General features: G+C 61.7%; 17 protein-coding genes and 1 pseudogene. 10 read left to right on the top strand and 8 right to left on the bottom strand.

Annotation, left to right across the window (positions count from 1 at the left end; all coding sequences use genetic code 11):
• Positions 1–5: 5 nt before the first annotated feature.
• The 4 genes and pseudogenes from AC3WMV_RS19490 to AC3WMV_RS19475 all read right to left on the bottom strand — a co-directional run.
• Positions 6–773 carry a uroporphyrinogen-III synthase gene (locus tag AC3WMV_RS19490; protein ID WP_103368170.1) on the bottom strand — a complete coding sequence of 256 codons (768 nt, stop codon included), beginning with the start codon at positions 771–773 and terminating at the stop codon, positions 6–8.
• Positions 770–1,711 (bottom strand): hydroxymethylbilane synthase, encoded by a 942-nt coding sequence (hemC, locus tag AC3WMV_RS19485; RefSeq protein ID WP_098966228.1) that lies wholly within the window; start codon positions 1,709–1,711, stop codon positions 770–772. Before hemC ends, AC3WMV_RS19490 begins: the two co-directional genes overlap by 4 nt.
• A 137-nt stretch (positions 1,712–1,848) precedes the next feature.
• Complete coding sequence (locus tag AC3WMV_RS19480) at positions 1,849–2,595, bottom strand: LytR/AlgR family response regulator transcription factor (RefSeq protein WP_103368169.1); 747 nt, start codon at positions 2,593–2,595, stop codon at positions 1,849–1,851.
• A pseudogene (locus tag AC3WMV_RS19475) lies at positions 2,592–2,732 on the bottom strand (sensor histidine kinase); the annotation flags it as partial. The gene AC3WMV_RS19480 and the pseudogene AC3WMV_RS19475, both read right to left, overlap by 4 nt.
• Before the next feature lie 334 nt (positions 2,733–3,066).
• Between AC3WMV_RS19475 and argH the strand changes: the two are divergent.
• Positions 3,067–4,461 carry an argininosuccinate lyase gene (gene argH / locus AC3WMV_RS19470; protein WP_103368168.1) on the top strand — a complete coding sequence of 465 codons (1,395 nt, stop codon included), beginning with the start codon at positions 3,067–3,069 and terminating at the stop codon, positions 4,459–4,461.
• Positions 4,462–4,589: 128 nt separating this feature from the next.
• Here the strand turns inward: argH and AC3WMV_RS19465 are convergent, their stop codons facing one another.
• Positions 4,590–5,249 (bottom strand): glutathione S-transferase family protein, encoded by a 660-nt coding sequence (locus AC3WMV_RS19465; RefSeq protein WP_103368167.1) that lies wholly within the window; start codon positions 5,247–5,249, stop codon positions 4,590–4,592.
• 123 nt (positions 5,250–5,372) lie between these two features.
• Here AC3WMV_RS19465 and AC3WMV_RS19460 point away from each other — a divergent pair, with 123 nt between their 5' ends.
• The 3 genes from AC3WMV_RS19460 to AC3WMV_RS19450 all read left to right on the top strand — a co-directional run bounded on the left by AC3WMV_RS19460 (position 5,373) and on the right by AC3WMV_RS19450 (position 9,189).
• Positions 5,373–5,657, top strand: a complete 285-nt coding sequence (locus tag AC3WMV_RS19460) for a hypothetical protein (RefSeq protein ID WP_007964529.1) — start codon at positions 5,373–5,375, stop codon at positions 5,655–5,657.
• 258 nt (positions 5,658–5,915) lie between these two features.
• The gene (locus AC3WMV_RS19455) at positions 5,916–6,161 is read left to right on the top strand and encodes a TIGR02647 family protein (RefSeq protein WP_027610446.1); all 246 of its coding nucleotides are present in this window, start codon (positions 5,916–5,918) and stop codon (positions 6,159–6,161) included.
• A gap of 184 nt (positions 6,162–6,345) precedes the next feature.
• Positions 6,346–9,189: a class I adenylate cyclase gene (locus AC3WMV_RS19450; RefSeq protein WP_103368166.1), complete on the top strand. Its 2,844-nt coding sequence runs from the start codon at positions 6,346–6,348 to the stop codon at positions 9,187–9,189.
• Positions 9,190–9,196: 7 nt separating this feature from the next.
• Here AC3WMV_RS19450 and rnk read toward each other — a convergent pair whose 3' ends face one another.
• From rnk to cyaY, 3 genes are all read right to left on the bottom strand, one after another.
• The gene (gene rnk, locus AC3WMV_RS19445) at positions 9,197–9,616 is read right to left on the bottom strand and encodes a nucleoside diphosphate kinase regulator (RefSeq protein WP_003229397.1); all 420 of its coding nucleotides are present in this window, start codon (positions 9,614–9,616) and stop codon (positions 9,197–9,199) included.
• 259 nt (positions 9,617–9,875) lie between these two features.
• On the bottom strand, positions 9,876–10,094 hold the full coding sequence (locus tag AC3WMV_RS19440; RefSeq protein ID WP_096796106.1) for a DUF1289 domain-containing protein: 219 nt from the start codon (positions 10,092–10,094) through the stop codon (positions 9,876–9,878).
• Between the two features lie 4 nt (positions 10,095–10,098).
• Positions 10,099–10,431, bottom strand: coding sequence for an iron donor protein CyaY (gene cyaY / locus AC3WMV_RS19435; protein WP_003229398.1), 333 nt, complete (start codon positions 10,429–10,431; stop codon positions 10,099–10,101).
• 317 nt (positions 10,432–10,748) lie between these two features.
• Between cyaY and lptM the strand changes: the two genes are divergently transcribed.
• Genes lptM through AC3WMV_RS19405 form a run of 6 tightly spaced genes read left to right on the top strand, consistent with a single transcriptional unit; the run spans position 10,749 to position 15,358 of the window.
• Positions 10,749–10,922: an LPS translocon maturation chaperone LptM gene (lptM, locus tag AC3WMV_RS19430; protein ID WP_007911098.1), complete on the top strand. Its 174-nt coding sequence runs from the start codon at positions 10,749–10,751 to the stop codon at positions 10,920–10,922.
• A gap of 9 nt (positions 10,923–10,931) precedes the next feature.
• A complete protein-coding gene (gene lysA, locus AC3WMV_RS19425) occupies positions 10,932–12,179 on the top strand; it encodes a diaminopimelate decarboxylase (RefSeq protein ID WP_103368165.1) in 1,248 nt (415 codons plus the stop codon).
• Between the two features lie 3 nt (positions 12,180–12,182).
• Positions 12,183–13,013 carry a diaminopimelate epimerase gene (gene dapF, locus AC3WMV_RS19420; protein ID WP_103368164.1) on the top strand — a complete coding sequence of 277 codons (831 nt, stop codon included), beginning with the start codon at positions 12,183–12,185 and terminating at the stop codon, positions 13,011–13,013.
• A gap of 13 nt (positions 13,014–13,026) precedes the next feature.
• On the top strand, positions 13,027–13,752 hold the full coding sequence (locus tag AC3WMV_RS19415; RefSeq protein WP_097089519.1) for a DUF484 family protein: 726 nt from the start codon (positions 13,027–13,029) through the stop codon (positions 13,750–13,752).
• Positions 13,753–13,754: 2 nt separating this feature from the next.
• On the top strand, positions 13,755–14,654 hold the full coding sequence (gene xerC, locus AC3WMV_RS19410; RefSeq protein ID WP_041071985.1) for a tyrosine recombinase XerC: 900 nt from the start codon (positions 13,755–13,757) through the stop codon (positions 14,652–14,654).
• A complete protein-coding gene (locus tag AC3WMV_RS19405; RefSeq protein WP_103368163.1) occupies positions 14,651–15,358 on the top strand; it encodes an HAD family hydrolase in 708 nt (235 codons plus the stop codon). Before xerC ends, AC3WMV_RS19405 begins: the two co-directional genes overlap by 4 nt.
• Positions 15,359–15,492 lie beyond the last annotated feature (134 nt).

Here is a 15,492-nt window from a genome sequence, read left to right as displayed (position 1 = left end):
TTGCATTAGAGAACGGGCACGGGATGCTCCCGTAACGCCGTCAGCAAAGCCGCGGCACTCGCGCCGCGGCAATCCACAACTGTTCGGGCCCCGGCGGCACGTGCCAGCTCGGCGACCCTTGGGCTTGGCACAAACAACGGCAACTGCGCAATTGACGGCCAGGCATCGCCGGCCATCTGGCGCAAGTGCTCGAAACCCTGTCCACTGCTGACCACCAGCCCGTTCAAGCGTTCCGCTGCGATGCGCCGGGGCAGCTCTTGCGGCGGGTAGGCCGGCAGGTCACGCCGATACAACTCCAGATACTCGACACTAGCACCAAGCGCGCGCAGGCGCTCGGCGAGCAGCTCGCGACCACCCTCGCCACGCAGGATCAGCACCTGCGCGCCGGGCCCTGTGACCGCCTCGCGCAGACGCGGCAATTGCAGCAGGGCTTCACTGTCATCGCCGTCGGCGGGAAAGTGTACGTCGAGACCATGATCGCGAAGAATCTGCGCGGTCGCTGCACCGACGCTGAACCACGGCATCGACAGCGACTGAAGCCCATGAGCGTCCAGCAGATCAAGCGCAATCCGCGCCGCCGGCTTGCTGACCACGATGACCGCGCTGCAACCCGGCAGCTGCGCCAGCACCTGACGTATCTTGTCAGAGACCGGCAGCGGCGCTATGTCCAGAAGCGGCAGGCAACTGCTGAAAATCCCCTGCCCGGCCAACACCGCGGCCAGCGCCGCGCAGTCATCTGCAGGGCGCGTCAGCAGTAGGCGCCAGCCAGTCACTCGTGACCTGCCTCGCCATACACCGCTTTGAGAATGTCGTCGGCACCCTGACTGAGCAACGCTTCAGCGACCTGCACGCCCAACGCTTCGGCATTGGCACGCGGCGCACGCGCTTCGGCGCTGAGCAGCTTGCCACCGCTCGGCTCGCCCACCAGACCACGCAACCATAGCTGTTCACCTTCGAGCACGGCGTAGCAGGCGATCGGCACCTGGCAGCCGCCATTCAAGTGTTTGTTGAGGGCACGTTCAGCGGTCACGCGCGAAGCGGTATCGGCGTGATGCAACGGTGCGAGCAAGGCGTGGATTTGCGTGTCGGCACTGCGGCATTCGATGCCGACAGCGCCTTGGCCACCGGCCGGCAGACTGTCGTCGACGCTGATCGCAGAAGTGATGCGCTCTTCGAAACCGAGGCGGATCAGGCCGGCCGCCGCGAGGATGATCGCGTCGTACTCGCCGGCATCGAGCTTGGCCAGACGAGTGTTGACGTTACCGCGCAGGAAGCGGATTTCCAGATCAGGACGACGGGTCAGCAGTTGCGCCTGACGCCGCAGGCTGGAGGTGCCGACGATGGCGCCGGCAGGCAGCGCATCGAGGCTGGCGTAGGTATTGGAAACGAAAGCATCGCGCGGGTCTTCGCGTTCGCAGATACAGAACAGGCCAAGGCCTTCGGGGAAGTCCATCGGCACGTCTTTCATCGAATGCACGGCGATGTCGGCTTCGTTTTCCAGCAGCGCGGTTTCCAGCTCCTTGACGAACAGGCCCTTGCCGCCGATTTTCGACAGCGGCGAGTCGAGCAGCTTGTCGCCGCGACTGACCATGGGCACCAGTGTCACCAGCAGACCCGGGTGGGCCGCCTCCAGACGGGCTTTGACGTATTCGGCCTGCCAGAGGGCCAGCGCACTTTTACGGGTGGCGATGCGGATTTCGCGAGAGGACATGGATCAATCCGTACTGAATAGATACGGCGGATAATAACAGCTCAGCCAAATCCACTTTGACTTGAATCAGAAACGGCGTGGCCTCCCTGGCCTGCAATGCCCGGCAGAAGAAAGTGCAACCGTGCGCGAAGGCCGGGTCAGAGGCCCTGCATCATCTTGCGCACACCGGCCACATGCCGGCGGCTGACAATCAGCGCATCACCATTGAGGCCTTTGAGGAACAGCTGGAAATGCCCCAGCGGTGTGCGTTGCAGACGCTCGATGCGGTCGCGGGCGACCAGCGCGTTGCGGTGGATGCGCACGAAACGCTCGCCGAATTCGTCTTCGAGGGCCTTAAGCGGCTCGTCCAGCAGCACCTCGCCGCTCTCATGGCGCAAAGTCACGTATTTGTGATCGGCAATGAAATAGACCACCTGATCCAGCGGGATCAGCTCGATGCCTTTGCGGGTGCGGGCGCTGATATGACTGCGCGGGCCGTTACCGCTTTCGGCGGCGGGACGGGTCAGGGCCGAGAGTTGCGTCCGGTTGGGACGTTCAGCCCGTTTCAGGGCGTCATGCAGATGTTCGGTTCGCACGGGTTTCACCACATAGCCCACGGCGCTGGCCTGCAGGGCTTCCACGGCAAATTCATCGGGGCCGGTGCAAAACACCACAGCCGGCGGCGTTTCGCGTTCGCACAGACGGGCAGCGACCTGCAGGCCATCAAGGCCCGGCATGCGGATATCGAGCAGCACGATATCCGGCTTGTGGCTGTCGATCAGCGCCAACGCCTCTTCGCCATTCGTGGCGCTGGGCTCCAGGACTGTATAACCCTCGAGCTCGCTTACCATTCGGCTTAGGCGCTCGCGAGCCAGTGGTTCGTCATCAACGATCAGGACATTCATATTGCGCTGGATTCCTGCGTGAGTCTCGCACAAGGATAGCGTAGACAGGTGAAGTGACGTCCGTCACCGCGATCCACGCTAAGACTAGCCCGAGCGCCAAAAAGTGCCGTACGTCGGCCAGCAATATTTGCCAGTGTCCGGGTCGTACTGCTCAAAGCCCGCTGTTTCCTGCGTTTTTCACGGGGTATGCCAAAGGACAAAACCACCCACCCCTCTTCTTATAGTCGGCGTCCGGACCTTTGTGCGATCCGCAGTCGCGCCGACCCTTATGTCCAACTGTAGACGCTTGCCGGGCCGATATTGCTCAATCGAAAAATATCCTTGCGCAAATCCCCCACAGACGGCGCCGACTATGAATGAGCAGATGAGAAAAAAACGTATCGACCGGTGTCAGCGACAGGATTGGCAACCCTGTTATTATTCGCGCCAGCGTTTCACGCCTTCTTTCTTCAAGCCGATACGAGCGAATTCATGAGCACTGACAAGACCAATCAGTCCTGGGGCGGCCGCTTCAGTGAACCCGTCGACGCCTTCGTCGCCCGCTTCACCGCCTCCGTCACCTTCGACCAGCGCCTGTATCGCCACGACATCATGGGCTCGATCGCCCACGCCACCATGCTGGCCAAGGTCGGCGTGCTGACCGATGCCGAGCGCGACAGCATCATCGACGGCCTGAAGACCATTCAGGGCGAAATCGAAGCCGGCCAGTTCGACTGGCGCGTCGACCTTGAAGACGTGCACATGAACATCGAAGCACGCCTGACCGATCGCATCGGCATCACCGGCAAGAAACTGCACACCGGGCGCAGCCGCAACGATCAGGTCGCCACCGACATCCGTCTGTGGCTGCGTGACGAGATCGACCTGATCCTGGCCGAAATCACCCGCTTGCAAAAAGGTCTGCTGGAGCAGGCCGAGCGCGAAGCCGCCAGCATCATGCCCGGCTTCACTCACCTGCAAACTGCTCAGCCAGTGACCTTCGGCCACCACATGCTGGCGTGGTTCGAAATGCTCAGCCGCGACTACGAGCGTCTGGTCGACTGCCGCAAGCGCACCAACCGCATGCCACTGGGCAGCGCCGCGCTGGCCGGCACCACCTACCCGATCGATCGCGAATACACCGCGCAACTGCTGGGCTTCGACGCCGTGGGCGGCAACTCGCTGGACAACGTTTCCGATCGCGACTTCGCCATCGAATTCTGCTCGGCCGCCAGCATCGCGATGATGCACCTGTCGCGTTTTTCCGAAGAGCTGGTGCTGTGGACCAGCGCGCAGTTCCAGTTCATCGATCTGCCTGATCGCTTCTGCACCGGCAGCTCGATCATGCCGCAAAAGAAAAACCCGGACGTGCCGGAACTGGTTCGCGGCAAGACCGGCCGCGTGTTCGGCGCCCTGATGGGCCTGCTGACCCTGATGAAAGGCCAGCCTCTGGCCTACAACAAGGACAACCAGGAAGACAAAGAGCCGCTGTTCGACGCCGCCGACACCCTGCGCGATTCGCTGCGGGCGTTTGCCGACATGATCCCGGCGATCAAACCGAAACACGCGATCATGCGTGAAGCGGCGCTGCGTGGTTTCTCCACCGCGACCGACCTGGCGGACTACCTGGTACGCCGTGGCCTGCCGTTCCGTGACTGCCACGAAATCGTCGGTCACGCGGTGAAGTACGGCGTGGATACCGGCAAGGATCTGGCCGAGATGAGCCTGGAAGAACTGCGTCAGTTCAGCGACCAGATCGAGCAGGACGTGTTCGCCGTGCTGACCCTGGAAGGCTCGGTGAATGCCCGTGACCATATCGGCGGCACTGCGCCGGCGCAGGTCAAGGCCGCCGTGGCTCGCGGTCAGGCCCTCATCGCCAGCCGCTAAAGGTCAAAAGCTTCGCGAGCAAGCCCGCTCCCACATTTGGATTGATGTTGAACACAACATTGTGACCAACGAAATCCCCAGTGGGAGCGGACTTGCTCGCGAATGCGTCCTTCAGAACGCCAAAAAACTTACTTCTTGGCAGCGATCATCGCCAAAAACGCCGGCATCGCCGCCTCTTTGTCCGCTGCAATCTTCTGCACGTGCGGATTCTGCTCAAGCCGCTCCAGCAGCGCCTTGGCTTTCGGCATCTCTGCCAGCAAATCGATCCCGAACAGTTTCTGCCCGACCGCACACGCCAGCGGCACGCTGTACAGGAAATACAAATCCGCGATGCTCAGGCTGTCGCCCGCCACGTACGGGGCGAATTTGCCGTGGCGGCCCAGTGCCGCGAAACCCAGCAGCAGCTCGGCTTTGGTTTTCTCCTTGATCGCCTCCGGCACCGGCGAGCCGAAGAACGCTTCGCCATAACAGGCGCGGCCCGGCAGCTCGATGTACAACTCGATTTCCTTGGCGATCGCCAGCACCTGCGCCCGCTCGAATGGATCGCTCGGCAGCAGCGGCGTGCCTTTCTGGGTCTGCTCGAGGTATTCGAGGATGATCGCGGTTTCGTTGATGAGCCCCGCCTCGACGCCCAGCACTGGCACTTTGCCGCGTGGACTGATCGCCAATGATTCAGGCGTCGGCGTCGGGTAGAAGGTGACTTCTTCGAACGCCAGGCCCTTTTCCAGCAGCGCCAGCTTGACCATGTTGTAGTAGTTGCTGACAGCGAATCCGTAGAGCTTGAACATCACATAGCCTCCAGGCCGTGCGGGGTGGGCAGGCACTGTTTATAGATCGCCGGGCTCGATCCTGCCAGCAGCATCACGCCGCTGAATGCGGGTAAACTGGCGCCTTTCCTTGAGGAGCCTGCCATGAGCGAGCCGACAGACATCGACAACGACGAAGAAGAGTTCACCGAGGCGACGTTGATCGAAGCCATCGAGAACCAGATCGAAAGCGACAACCCGCCAGCGGCCAAAGCGACCTTCAACAAGCTGACGCTGGTGGGAGTCGAGCGTGAAGAGATTCTCAACCTGATGGCGCACGTGCTGGCCTATGAGATTGACGCGATGCTCGATGAAGACCGCGCGTTCGATACCGAGTGGTATGAAACCGCACTGCGTGCGTTGCCAGAGTTGCCACCGGAAAAGCAGTAACTGCACATTTCCCCTGTGGGAGCGGGCTTGCTCGCGAAGGCGGTGGATCAATCACGAACAGGGCGACTGACCCGACGCCTTCGCGAGCAAGCCCGCTCCCACAAGGTTTGTAACGTATCCATCCAGCCATCTCTCCGGCCCCTACTACACTGGAATCCGCCTCAAGACAAAATCCCTGATTTGAGCACTGGACATGCCGCAAAAGCGGGTTCACCTTAGGGGCGCTGTCGTCCAATTCCTAGAAAGTCTGGAGTCCTTATGTCGCTTACCCCTGAGCTGGTTGCCGAACTGGAAGTCCTCGCACTCTTTCCCCTGGACAGTTCCCAGGAAGGTTTGAAAATTCATCAGACCGCTGCCCCGAAGCATATCGCCGCCGCCAAACGCCTCTTCGAGAAAGACCTCACCGACCAGCCCGATGGCGGGTATCTGACCAGCCTGGGTCGTGATGCCGCGCAAAATGTGCAAACCGTGCTGACCATTCTGAGAGAACAGGAAACCGCCTGATTTTTCCCGTCTTCGCCCACGGGAACTCCTGCCACGGGATTTCCGCGGGCCCGCTTGATCGCTCACCGCTAAAAATCTGACGTCAAAAAACAAATTCAGCTTAAAAGTCCCGCTGCTCAAAGGCTAAACTGCCTCCCATTCCGAGACCCTCTTCGTCCGAGCCTGCGAGCCGGTTTGAGCTGACATGACGCGCACCCATGAAATCCGCCCCGATCTGGACGAAGGCATCGACCGCAAGGTGCTCAGCCAGTTGCGTGCGCGCTTTCTCAAACTCAATGAAGGTCGCCTTGGCCGGGCGTTAGAAGGTCTTTCGACCCGCCAGCAAGGCGTGCTGACCCTGCTGCCACTGTTCTTCCACGTCAATCACCCGCTGTTGCCGGGCTATGTTTCCGGCAGCACCCCAGCCGGGCTGTCCAACTATGAACCGGACGCCAGCGCCCTCACCGAAGCGCAGCGCCTGACCCGCTCGTTCTCCTACAAGCCGCGCCATGGCAGCAACCCGCCTCGGCCGATTCACGGACTGTTTCTGATGGGCAGCCTCGGCACCCTGGCCCAGGCCGATCAGAGCGACATGGACGTGTGGGTTTGCCACGCACCGGACCTGAGCGACAACGAACTCGCCGAGCTGCGCAAAAAATGCCAGCTCCTCGAAGCCTGGGCCGCGACCCAAGGCGCCGAGGCGCACTTCTTTCTGATCGACCCGGTACGCTTCGTCAAAGGCGAACGCGACACCCAGCTCAGCTCCGAAAACTGCGGCAGCACTCAGCACTATCTGTTGCTGGACGAGTTTTATCGCACCGCGATCTGGCTGGCCGGGCGCACACCGATCTGGTGGCTGGTGCCGGTCTACGAAGAAACCGCTTACGACCTGTACACCCACACTCTGCTGTCCAAGCGTTTCATTCGCGCCGACGAGACGCTTGATCTCGGGCATCTGGCGACAATTCCGCCGGGCGAGTTCATCGGTGCCGGCCTGTGGCAATTGTTCAAGGGCATCGAATCGCCCTACAAGTCGGTGCTCAAGCTGTTGCTGACCGAGGTCTACGCCAGCGAACACCCGCAAGTGCAGTGCCTGAGCCTGCGCTACAAGCAGGCCGTGTTCGCCAATCAGCTGGATCTGGATGAGCTGGATCCGTACATGGTGGTGTACCGACGCATCGAGGAATACCTCTGCGCCCGCAACGAGCCGGAGCGTCTGGAGCTGGTGCGGCGCGCGCTGTACCTCAAGGTCAACCGCAAGCTCACCGGCAACAGCCGCACCCAAAGCTGGCAGCGTTCGCTGCTGGAGCGCCTGGCGCACGAATGGCATTGGGATCAGCGGCAACTAGCCTTGCTCGACAGCCGCAGCCAGTGGAAAGTCCGCCAGGTCAGCGCCGAACGCCGCGCCCTGGTCAATGAGCTGAATTACAGCTACCGCTTCCTGACCCAGTTCGCCCGCAGCGAACAGACCGTCAGCCTGATCAACAAGCGCGACCTGAACGTGCTCGGTCGTCGCTTGTACGCCGCATTCGAGCGCAAGGCCGACAAGGTCGAATTCATCAATCCCGGCATCGCCCCGGATCTGGCCGAAGACACCCTGACGCTGGTGCAATCGCCGAACAAAAAAGAGCCCGGGCAAACCCAGTGGGGTTTGTACAACGGTAGCCTGAACGCGCTGGAGTGGGAGCACTTCGCGCCGATCAAGCGCAGCCGCGAGTTGCTCGAACTGCTGACCTGGTGCCACCGCAACGGTGTGATCGACAGCAGCACCCGACTGGCGCTGCACCCCGGCACTAGCGATATGAGCGAGTTCGAGCTGTTCAACCTGCTCGGCAGCCTGCAGCAGTGCATCGCCCTGCCCCTGCCGACCGTTGCCGAAGAACGACTGCTGCGCGCTGCGGTGCCGAGCGAAGTGCTGATGCTGGTCAACGTCGGTATCGATCCGCTCAAGCATCACCGCGACCTGAATATCCTGATGACCACCGAGCGCACCGACTCACTGAGTTACGCCGGGGTGCGCGAAAACCTTGTGCTGACCCTCGATCAGGTCACGCTCAACAGCTGGAATGAAGTGCTGGTCAACCGTTTCGACGGCCCCCACGCGCTGCTCGATTGCCTGCGCGACTACCTCAACAATCTGCCGCGCGGCCCGCAGCAGCCGTCATTGAAGGTGCGCTGCTTCTGCCACAACCGCGCGCAGTTCATTGCCCGGCGCGTGGAAGAAGTCATCGACACCGCGCAGACCCTGCTGCTCAGCGAGCTCAATCACCGCTACCTGATTCAGGTGCAACAGCACTATCACGTGCTGGAGCTGGTGCCGGGCCAGGTCAACCATGTCGCACTCGCCACACTGCCGGCGCTGCTCGATTATCTGGGCGAAGAACAGCCGCGCTACAGCCCGCTGCACCTGGACCCGATGGCGCTGGAGGATCACGACCTCGCGTTGATCCTGCCGATGGGTCAGCCGGAATCGATTCAGGTGTTCTACCGGATCAGCGAACAACAGGCCGAGCTGTACGTGCTGGATGAGTTCAACGCGCTGTGGCAACAGCATCTGCCGTATCACGATGAACAGAGCCTGCTGGTACCGCTGCAGCGCTTCCTGCAATCGATCCAGTACCGACGCGAAGCGCTGTTGCCGATGGATGGCAGCCAGGCGGTCGGCCTCGACACCTTGTATTACCAGCTATTGCCTTCCGGCCCCGGGCGGGCGCGCCGGGTCGAACCACGACCGGTGCCGCAGACACCGGTCAACAAACCGTTCTACGACGTGCAGGCGATCGTCGGCAAAGCCGCACCGGGCGAGGTGCAGGTCACCTTGTATTGCAATCAACGGGAATTCAGCGAGCTGGAATATGGCGACCAGCTGTTCCACGTGGTCGCCCGGGAGATCGTCGAGCAGCGCCGCGAGACCGAGCGCTATCGCTGCTACATCACCGACCTGGACCTCTCGGGCCTGCTCGGTGATGGTCAGAGTTCAAGCAATTTGTATCTGCGCTACAAGGCCGACCTGGAGCGCGCCCTGAACGAGGCGCTCGAACAGGTCTGAGGCGGGATCACTCGCGGAATTCACCGCCGTTGGCAGGCTGCGATTCAACTTCCAGCAACGTCAGTTTCAGGGTCTTGCCACCCGGAGCCGGCCAGTCGATGTGCTGACCGACCTTCAGGCCCAGCAGCGCGCTGCCGACCGGCGCGAGGATCGAGATCTTGCCTTCGTCGGCGTTAGCGTCCTTGGGATAGACCAATGTCAGGTGATAGTCCTTGCCACTGCCCTCTTCGCGGCAGTGCACACGGGAATTCATCGTCACGACATCAGCGGGCACTTCATCGTGGCCGACCAGTGTATCGGCGCGGTCCAGTTCGGTTTGCAGCGCGATCACGCCCGGCGCAGCCTGGTCTTTCTCATTCAGGTTGTCGATCAAGCGCTCCAGACGTTGCACGTCCAGACGGGTAAGAGTGATGGAAGGTGCGGTCATGATCCGGGCAGACTCCTTTCTTCTGCACACAAAAAAAGCAAAACCCCGCCAAAAAAGACGGGGTTTTCACCATGCCTCGATGGGTTGAGGCGTGTTCGGACACTATCACAGCTCAAAAAATATACAAGTCACCCACTTTTGATATGGCAAGAACACCTGTGGCGAGGGGATTTATCCCCGATGGGTCGCGCAGCGGCCCCAAGCTTCTGAGACTGCTGCGCAGTCTATCGGGGATAAATCCCCTCACCACAAAGTCGAGTCAAGTCAGGGCTTTTCGTGCGGCAGCCTGCTGGCAGATGATCCGGCGGCGTTGATCGTCTGCCGAGCGCCATTCGCGAATATCCTCGACATGGCGGAAGCAGCCGAGACAAACCTTCTGTTCATCCAGCCGGCACACGCCGCTGCACGGCGAAGGCACGGCCGGGCTGATGTTGCTGTAAAGCGGCTTTGGCGGACGAACAGATGCGCTATCAGTCACGAAATCACAGACCTTCGAAGTCAAATTCGACGCCGGCTTGCTGCTTGACGATGCGCTCGAGCATCTCGCCCAGTTGCTCTTCGCTCTTGTCGCACATCCAGCGCTCGCTCTCTTCGTCGTAGTCGAAGTGGAAACCGCCGGACACCGCCGCCAACCACAGCTGACGCAACGGCTCCTGACGACTGAAAATCAGCTGCGTGCCGTTTTCAAACTTCACAGTCAGTACACCGGCCGAGCTTTCCAGGTCGATATCCAGGTCGCTTTCGTCAAAGATGTCCTCCAGTTTTTCCTGGGTTTCATCGACCAGATCGTGGAAACGCGCTTCGGACAAACTCATTGTGGCAACCTCAAAAAATGTCTGATCAGGCTCAAGCGCCGCAAGATACGGACGCTGCCGGCCGATTGCAAAGATTAACGACCAAGCACATCAATAGCACTGTAAACACTGTACCGGTGGGAGCGGGCTTGCTCGCGAAGAGGCCGGTACATCCAGCAATTCTGCCTGCAGAACCACCGCTTTCGCGAGCAAGCCCGCTCCCACAGGGCTTGGTGCGCCTATAACTAGCCCCGCCAGACGGGAGGGCCATCACATAGGCAAGCTGCCGGGTGGCCGGTATACTCCGGCGCAATTAACGCATTTTCAAGGATTTCGCCATGAAGCGCCTGATCTCTTCCCTTGCTGCGCTCGTCGCGGTTGCCTGCCTCGTTTCGGCCTGTGGTCAAAAAGGCCCGCTGTACCTGCCGGATGACGATCAGGACCCGGCCGAGCAAGCCCAGTCTTCGCAAAAGCAGCCGTCCAAAGCACACAAGCACGACGTTTACCAATAAGGGATCGCCATGGACGCTTTTAACTACCGTGGCGGGGAGCTGTTCGCGGAAGGTGTGGCGCTGTCCGCCATCGCCGACCGCTTCGGCACGCCCACCTACGTCTACTCGCGTGCGCACATCGAAGCCCAGTATCTGGCCTACGCCGACGCGCTGGCCGGCATGCCGCACCTGGTCTGCTACGCAGTCAAGGCCAACTCCAACCTCGGGGTTCTGAATGTCCTGGCCCGTCTCGGCGCCGGTTTCGACATCGTTTCCCGTGGCGAGCTGGAACGTGTACTCGCCGCTGGCGGCAGCGCCGACAAGATCGTGTTCTCCGGCGTCGGCAAGACCCGTGACGACATGCGTCGCGCGCTGGAAGTCGGCGTGCACTGCTTCAACGTCGAATCCACCGACGAACTCGAGCGCCTGCAAGTCGTGGCTGCCGAGCTGGGTGTTCGCGCCCCGGTCTCGCTGCGCGTGAACCCGGACGTCGATGCCGGCACCCACCCGTACATTTCCACCGGTCTCAAAGAGAACAAGTTCGGCATCGCCATTGCCGACGCCGAAGACGTGTACGTGCGTGCCGCGCACCTGCCGAACCTGGAAGTGATCGGTGTCGACTGCCACATCGGCTCGCAACTGACCACTTTGCCGCCGTTCCTCGATGCCCTCGATCGCTTGCTGGATCTGGTCGACCGCCTCGGCGATTGCGGCATCCACCTGCGCCACATCGATCTCGGTGGTGGCCTGGGCGTGCGGTATCGCGATGAAGAGCCGCCACTGGCCGGCGACTACATCAAGGCTGTGCGCGAGCGTTTGAACGGTCGTGACCTGGCGCTGGTGTTCGAACCGGGCCGCTTCATCGTCGCCAACGCCGGCGTGCTGCTGACCCAGGTCGAGTACCTCAAGCACACCGAACACAAGGATTTCGCCATCGTCGACGCGGCGATGAACGACCTGATTCGCCCGGCGCTGTATCAGGCCTGGATGGACGTCACCGCGGTCAAACCGCGTGACTCCGCTGCGCGCAAATACGACATCGTCGGCCCGATCTGCGAAACCGGCGATTTCCTCGCCAAGGATCGTGAGCTCGCGCTGGAAGAAGGCGACCTGCTGGCCGTGCATTCGGCCGGTGCCTACGGCTTCGTGATGAGTTCCAACTACAACACCCGTGGCCGTGCCGCTGAAGTGTTGGTAGACGGTGATCAGGTTTTTGAAGTGCGCCGCCGCGAAACCGTGGCCGAGCTGTTTGCCGGCGAAAGCCAGCTGCCGGAGTAACCCATGCTGCTGCGTTTTACCAAAATGCACGGCCTGGGCAATGACTTCATGGTTCTCGACCTGGTCAGCCAGCACGCGCATATTCAGCCCAAGCACGCCAAGCAATGGGGCGACCGGCACACCGGTATCGGTTTCGACCAGTTGCTGATCGTCGAAGCGCCGAGCAACCCGGACGTGGATTTCCGTTACCGGATCTTCAACTCCGATGGCTCGGAAGTGGAACAGTGTGGCAACGGTGCGCGCTGCTTCGCGCGCTTCGTGCTCGACAAACGTCTGACGGCCAAGCGGCAGATTCGCGTCGAGACCAAGGGCGGCATCATCGAGCTGGACGTGCGTAACGACGGCCAGATCGGGGTGAACATGGGCGCGCCGCGTCTGGTGCCGGCGGATATTCCGTTCGACGCACCGGCGCAGGCCCGCAGCTATCAGCTGGAAGTCGACGGCACCACGGTCGAACTGGCCGCTGTGTCAATGGGCAACCCCCATGCGGTGCTGCGCGTACAGGACATCAACAATGCACCGGTGCATGAACTGGGGCCGAAAATCGAACACCATCCGCGCTTCCCGGCGCGGGTCAACGTCGGTTTCATCCAGGTCATCGACCGCAACCGCGCGCAGTTGCGCGTCTGGGAACGCGGGGCCGGGGAAACCCAGGCCTGCGGCACCGGCGCTTGTGCCGCTGCAGTTGCGGCCATCAGCCAGGGGTGGATGGATTCGCCGCTGTTGATCGACCTGCCCGGCGGGCGTCTGTCCATTGAATGGGCAGGCCCTGGCCATCCAGTGCTGATGACCGGCCCGGCAGTGCGTGTATACGAAGGACAAGTGCGTCTTTGAGTGAGCAGAAGCCATGACCGATAAGCCTCAGGTACCCGCCCGACAGTCCGACGAATCCGCGTCCGAGAGCCTGGAGGCGGCAGCGGTTGCCGCATACCTGGAGGCTCATCCGGACTTCTTCGTCGAGCACGAAGAACTGCTGCCTGCCATGCGCATTCCCCACCAGCGCGGTGACACCGTTTCGCTGGTCGAGCGGCAGATGAGCATCCTGCGCGACCGCAACATCGAGATGCGTCATCGCCTCTCGCAGTTGATGGACGTCGCCCGCGACAACGACCGGCTGTTCGACAAGACCCGTCGCCTGATTCTGTCGCTGATGGACGCGGCCAGTCTGGAAGACGTGGTGATCAGCGTCGAAGACAGCCTGCGCCAGGACTTTCAGGTGCCCTTTGTCAGCCTGATCCTGCTCGGCGACAACCCGGCACCGGTTGGCCGCTGGGTGACTCATGCCGACGCGCAAACCGCGATCGGCGGTCTGCTCACCGAAGGCAAGAGCGTCAGCGGCACTCTGCGAGAACATGAGCTGGACTTCCTGTTCGGCGAAGAACAGCGCAAGCAGATCGGCTCCACCGCGGTAGTCGCGGTCAGCCATCAAGGCATCCACGGCATTCTGGCAATCGCCAGCCGCGATCCACAGCACTACAAGAGTTCGGTCGGCACGCTGTTCCTCAGCTACATCGCCGAAGTCATGGGCCGCGTGCTGCCAAGGGTCAACAGCTCCCTGCGCTCGGTACGCTGAGCATGGAACGACAACTGGACGCTTACTGCGAACACCTGCGCAGTGAGCGACAGGTGTCGCCGCACACCCTGTCGGCCTATCGCCGCGACCTCGATAAAGTCCTCGGCTGGTGCATCAAGCAGAACATCGGCAGTTGGGCGGCGCTGGATATTCAGCGTCTGCGCAGCCTGATCGCCCGCCTGCATGCGCAGGGTCAGTCGTCACGCAGTCTCGCCCGATTGCTCTCGGCGGTGCGCGGGCTCTATCACTATCTGAATCGCGAAGGTCTGTGCGATCACGACCCGGCGACCGGTCTGGCGCCGCCGAAAGGCGAACGGCGCTTGCCGAAAACCCTCGACACCGACCGTGCGTTGCAACTGCTTGAAGGTGCGGTCGAGGACGATTTTCTCGCCCGTCGTGATCAGGCGATTCTCGAATTGTTCTATTCCTCGGGCCTGCGCCTGTCCGAGCTGACCGGGCTCAATCTCGATCAGCTGGATCTGGCCGACGGCATGGTTCAGGTGCTCGGCAAGGGCAGCAAGACCCGCCTGCTGCCGGTCGGCAAAAAGGCGCGCGAAGCACTGGAGCAATGGCTGCCGCTGCGAGCCATGACCAACCCGGCCGACGATGCCGTGTTCGTCAGCCAACAAGGTCGGCGCCTCGGCCCACGGGCGATTCAGGTGCGGGTGAAACTGGCCGGCGAGCGCGAGCTGGGGCAGAACCTGCACCCGCACATGCTGCGGCATTCCTTTGCCAGCCACTTGCTGGAATCCTCACAGGACCTGCGCGCGGTGCAGGAATTGCTCGGCCACTCGGACATCAAGACCACGCAGATCTACACCCACCTGGACTTCCAGCACCTGGCGGCGGTCTACGACAGCGCCCACCCACGGGCCAAACGCAGCAAAGGCGACGATTCATGAACATCCAGTTGATCACCTTCGACCTTGACGACACCCTGTGGGACACCGCCCCGGTGATCGTCAGCGCCGAAGCGGTATTGCGCGAATGGCTGAGCGAACACGCGCCGAATCTGGGCGCAGTGCCGGTGGAGCATTTGTGGGGGATTCGTGAGCGGGTACTGGCCAGCGAGCCGGGCCTCAAGCACCGCATCAGTGCGTTGCGCAGGCGCGTGCTGTTCCACGCACTGGAGGAAGCCGGGTACGCCCACGGGGAAGCTGCGGATCTGGCCGACAAAAGCTTTGAAGTATTCCTGCATGCGCGGCATCAGATCGAGGTGTTCCCGGAGGTCGAACCGACTTTGGAAATCCTCGCCAACCACTACGCCCTCGGCGTGGTCACCAACGGCAACGCCGACGTGCGTCGGCTGGGCCTGGCGGATTACTTCAAGTTTGCCTTGTGCGCCGAAGATATCGGTATCGCCAAGCCGGATGTGCGGCTGTTTCACGAGGCGTTGCAGCGTGGTGGCGCCACAGCCGAAACCGCCGTACATATCGGCGATCATCCGGGCGATGACATTGCCGGGGCGCAACAAGCGGGCATGCGTGCCGTCTGGTTCAACCCGACGGGCAAGGTCTGGGAAGCCGAGCGGCTTCCGGATGCCGAGATCCGTAGCCTGACCGATTTGCCAGCAGTGCTCGCACGCTGGAATGCCCTCTCCACCTGACGTAACCCCTTGGGAGCGGGCTTGCTCGCGAAGAGGCCGTGTCAGTCGACATACAATTTGAATGACACACCGCCTTCGCGAGCAAGCCCGCTCCCACAGGGGGTTGCGTGTATCCATGACCTCTTTGTTTCAGG

It is taken from the genome of Pseudomonas sp. FW305-3-2-15-E-TSA4 (assembly GCF_058787295.1).
This window is presented reverse-complemented; position numbering and strand designations above follow the sequence as displayed.

Excerpts from the sequence above, each read along its gene's own strand:
- lysA (WP_103368165.1), top strand. The coding sequence starts at position 10,932 with ATGGACGCTTTTAACTACCGTGGCGGGGAGCTGTTCGCGGAAGGTGTG.
- cyaY (WP_003229398.1), bottom strand. The coding sequence starts at position 10,431 with ATGAGTTTGTCCGAAGCGCGTTTCCACGATCTGGTCGATGAAACCCAG.
- lptM (WP_007911098.1), top strand. The coding sequence starts at position 10,749 with ATGAAGCGCCTGATCTCTTCCCTTGCTGCGCTCGTCGCGGTTGCCTGC.
- AC3WMV_RS19455 (WP_027610446.1), top strand. The coding sequence starts at position 5,916 with ATGTCGCTTACCCCTGAGCTGGTTGCCGAACTGGAAGTCCTCGCACTC.
- dapF (WP_103368164.1), top strand. The coding sequence starts at position 12,183 with ATGCTGCTGCGTTTTACCAAAATGCACGGCCTGGGCAATGACTTCATG.
- xerC (WP_041071985.1), top strand. The coding sequence starts at position 13,755 with ATGGAACGACAACTGGACGCTTACTGCGAACACCTGCGCAGTGAGCGA.
- AC3WMV_RS19465 (WP_103368167.1), bottom strand. The coding sequence starts at position 5,249 with ATGTTCAAGCTCTACGGATTCGCTGTCAGCAACTACTACAACATGGTC.
- argH (WP_103368168.1), top strand. The coding sequence starts at position 3,067 with ATGAGCACTGACAAGACCAATCAGTCCTGGGGCGGCCGCTTCAGTGAA.
- AC3WMV_RS19480 (WP_103368169.1), bottom strand. The coding sequence starts at position 2,595 with ATGAATGTCCTGATCGTTGATGACGAACCACTGGCTCGCGAGCGCCTA.
- hemC (WP_098966228.1), bottom strand. The coding sequence starts at position 1,711 with ATGTCCTCTCGCGAAATCCGCATCGCCACCCGTAAAAGTGCGCTGGCC.
- AC3WMV_RS19405 (WP_103368163.1), top strand. The coding sequence starts at position 14,651 with ATGAACATCCAGTTGATCACCTTCGACCTTGACGACACCCTGTGGGAC.
- AC3WMV_RS19460 (WP_007964529.1), top strand. The coding sequence starts at position 5,373 with ATGAGCGAGCCGACAGACATCGACAACGACGAAGAAGAGTTCACCGAG.
- rnk (WP_003229397.1), bottom strand. The coding sequence starts at position 9,616 with ATGACCGCACCTTCCATCACTCTTACCCGTCTGGACGTGCAACGTCTG.
- AC3WMV_RS19450 (WP_103368166.1), top strand. The coding sequence starts at position 6,346 with ATGACGCGCACCCATGAAATCCGCCCCGATCTGGACGAAGGCATCGAC.
- AC3WMV_RS19415 (WP_097089519.1), top strand. The coding sequence starts at position 13,027 with ATGACCGATAAGCCTCAGGTACCCGCCCGACAGTCCGACGAATCCGCG.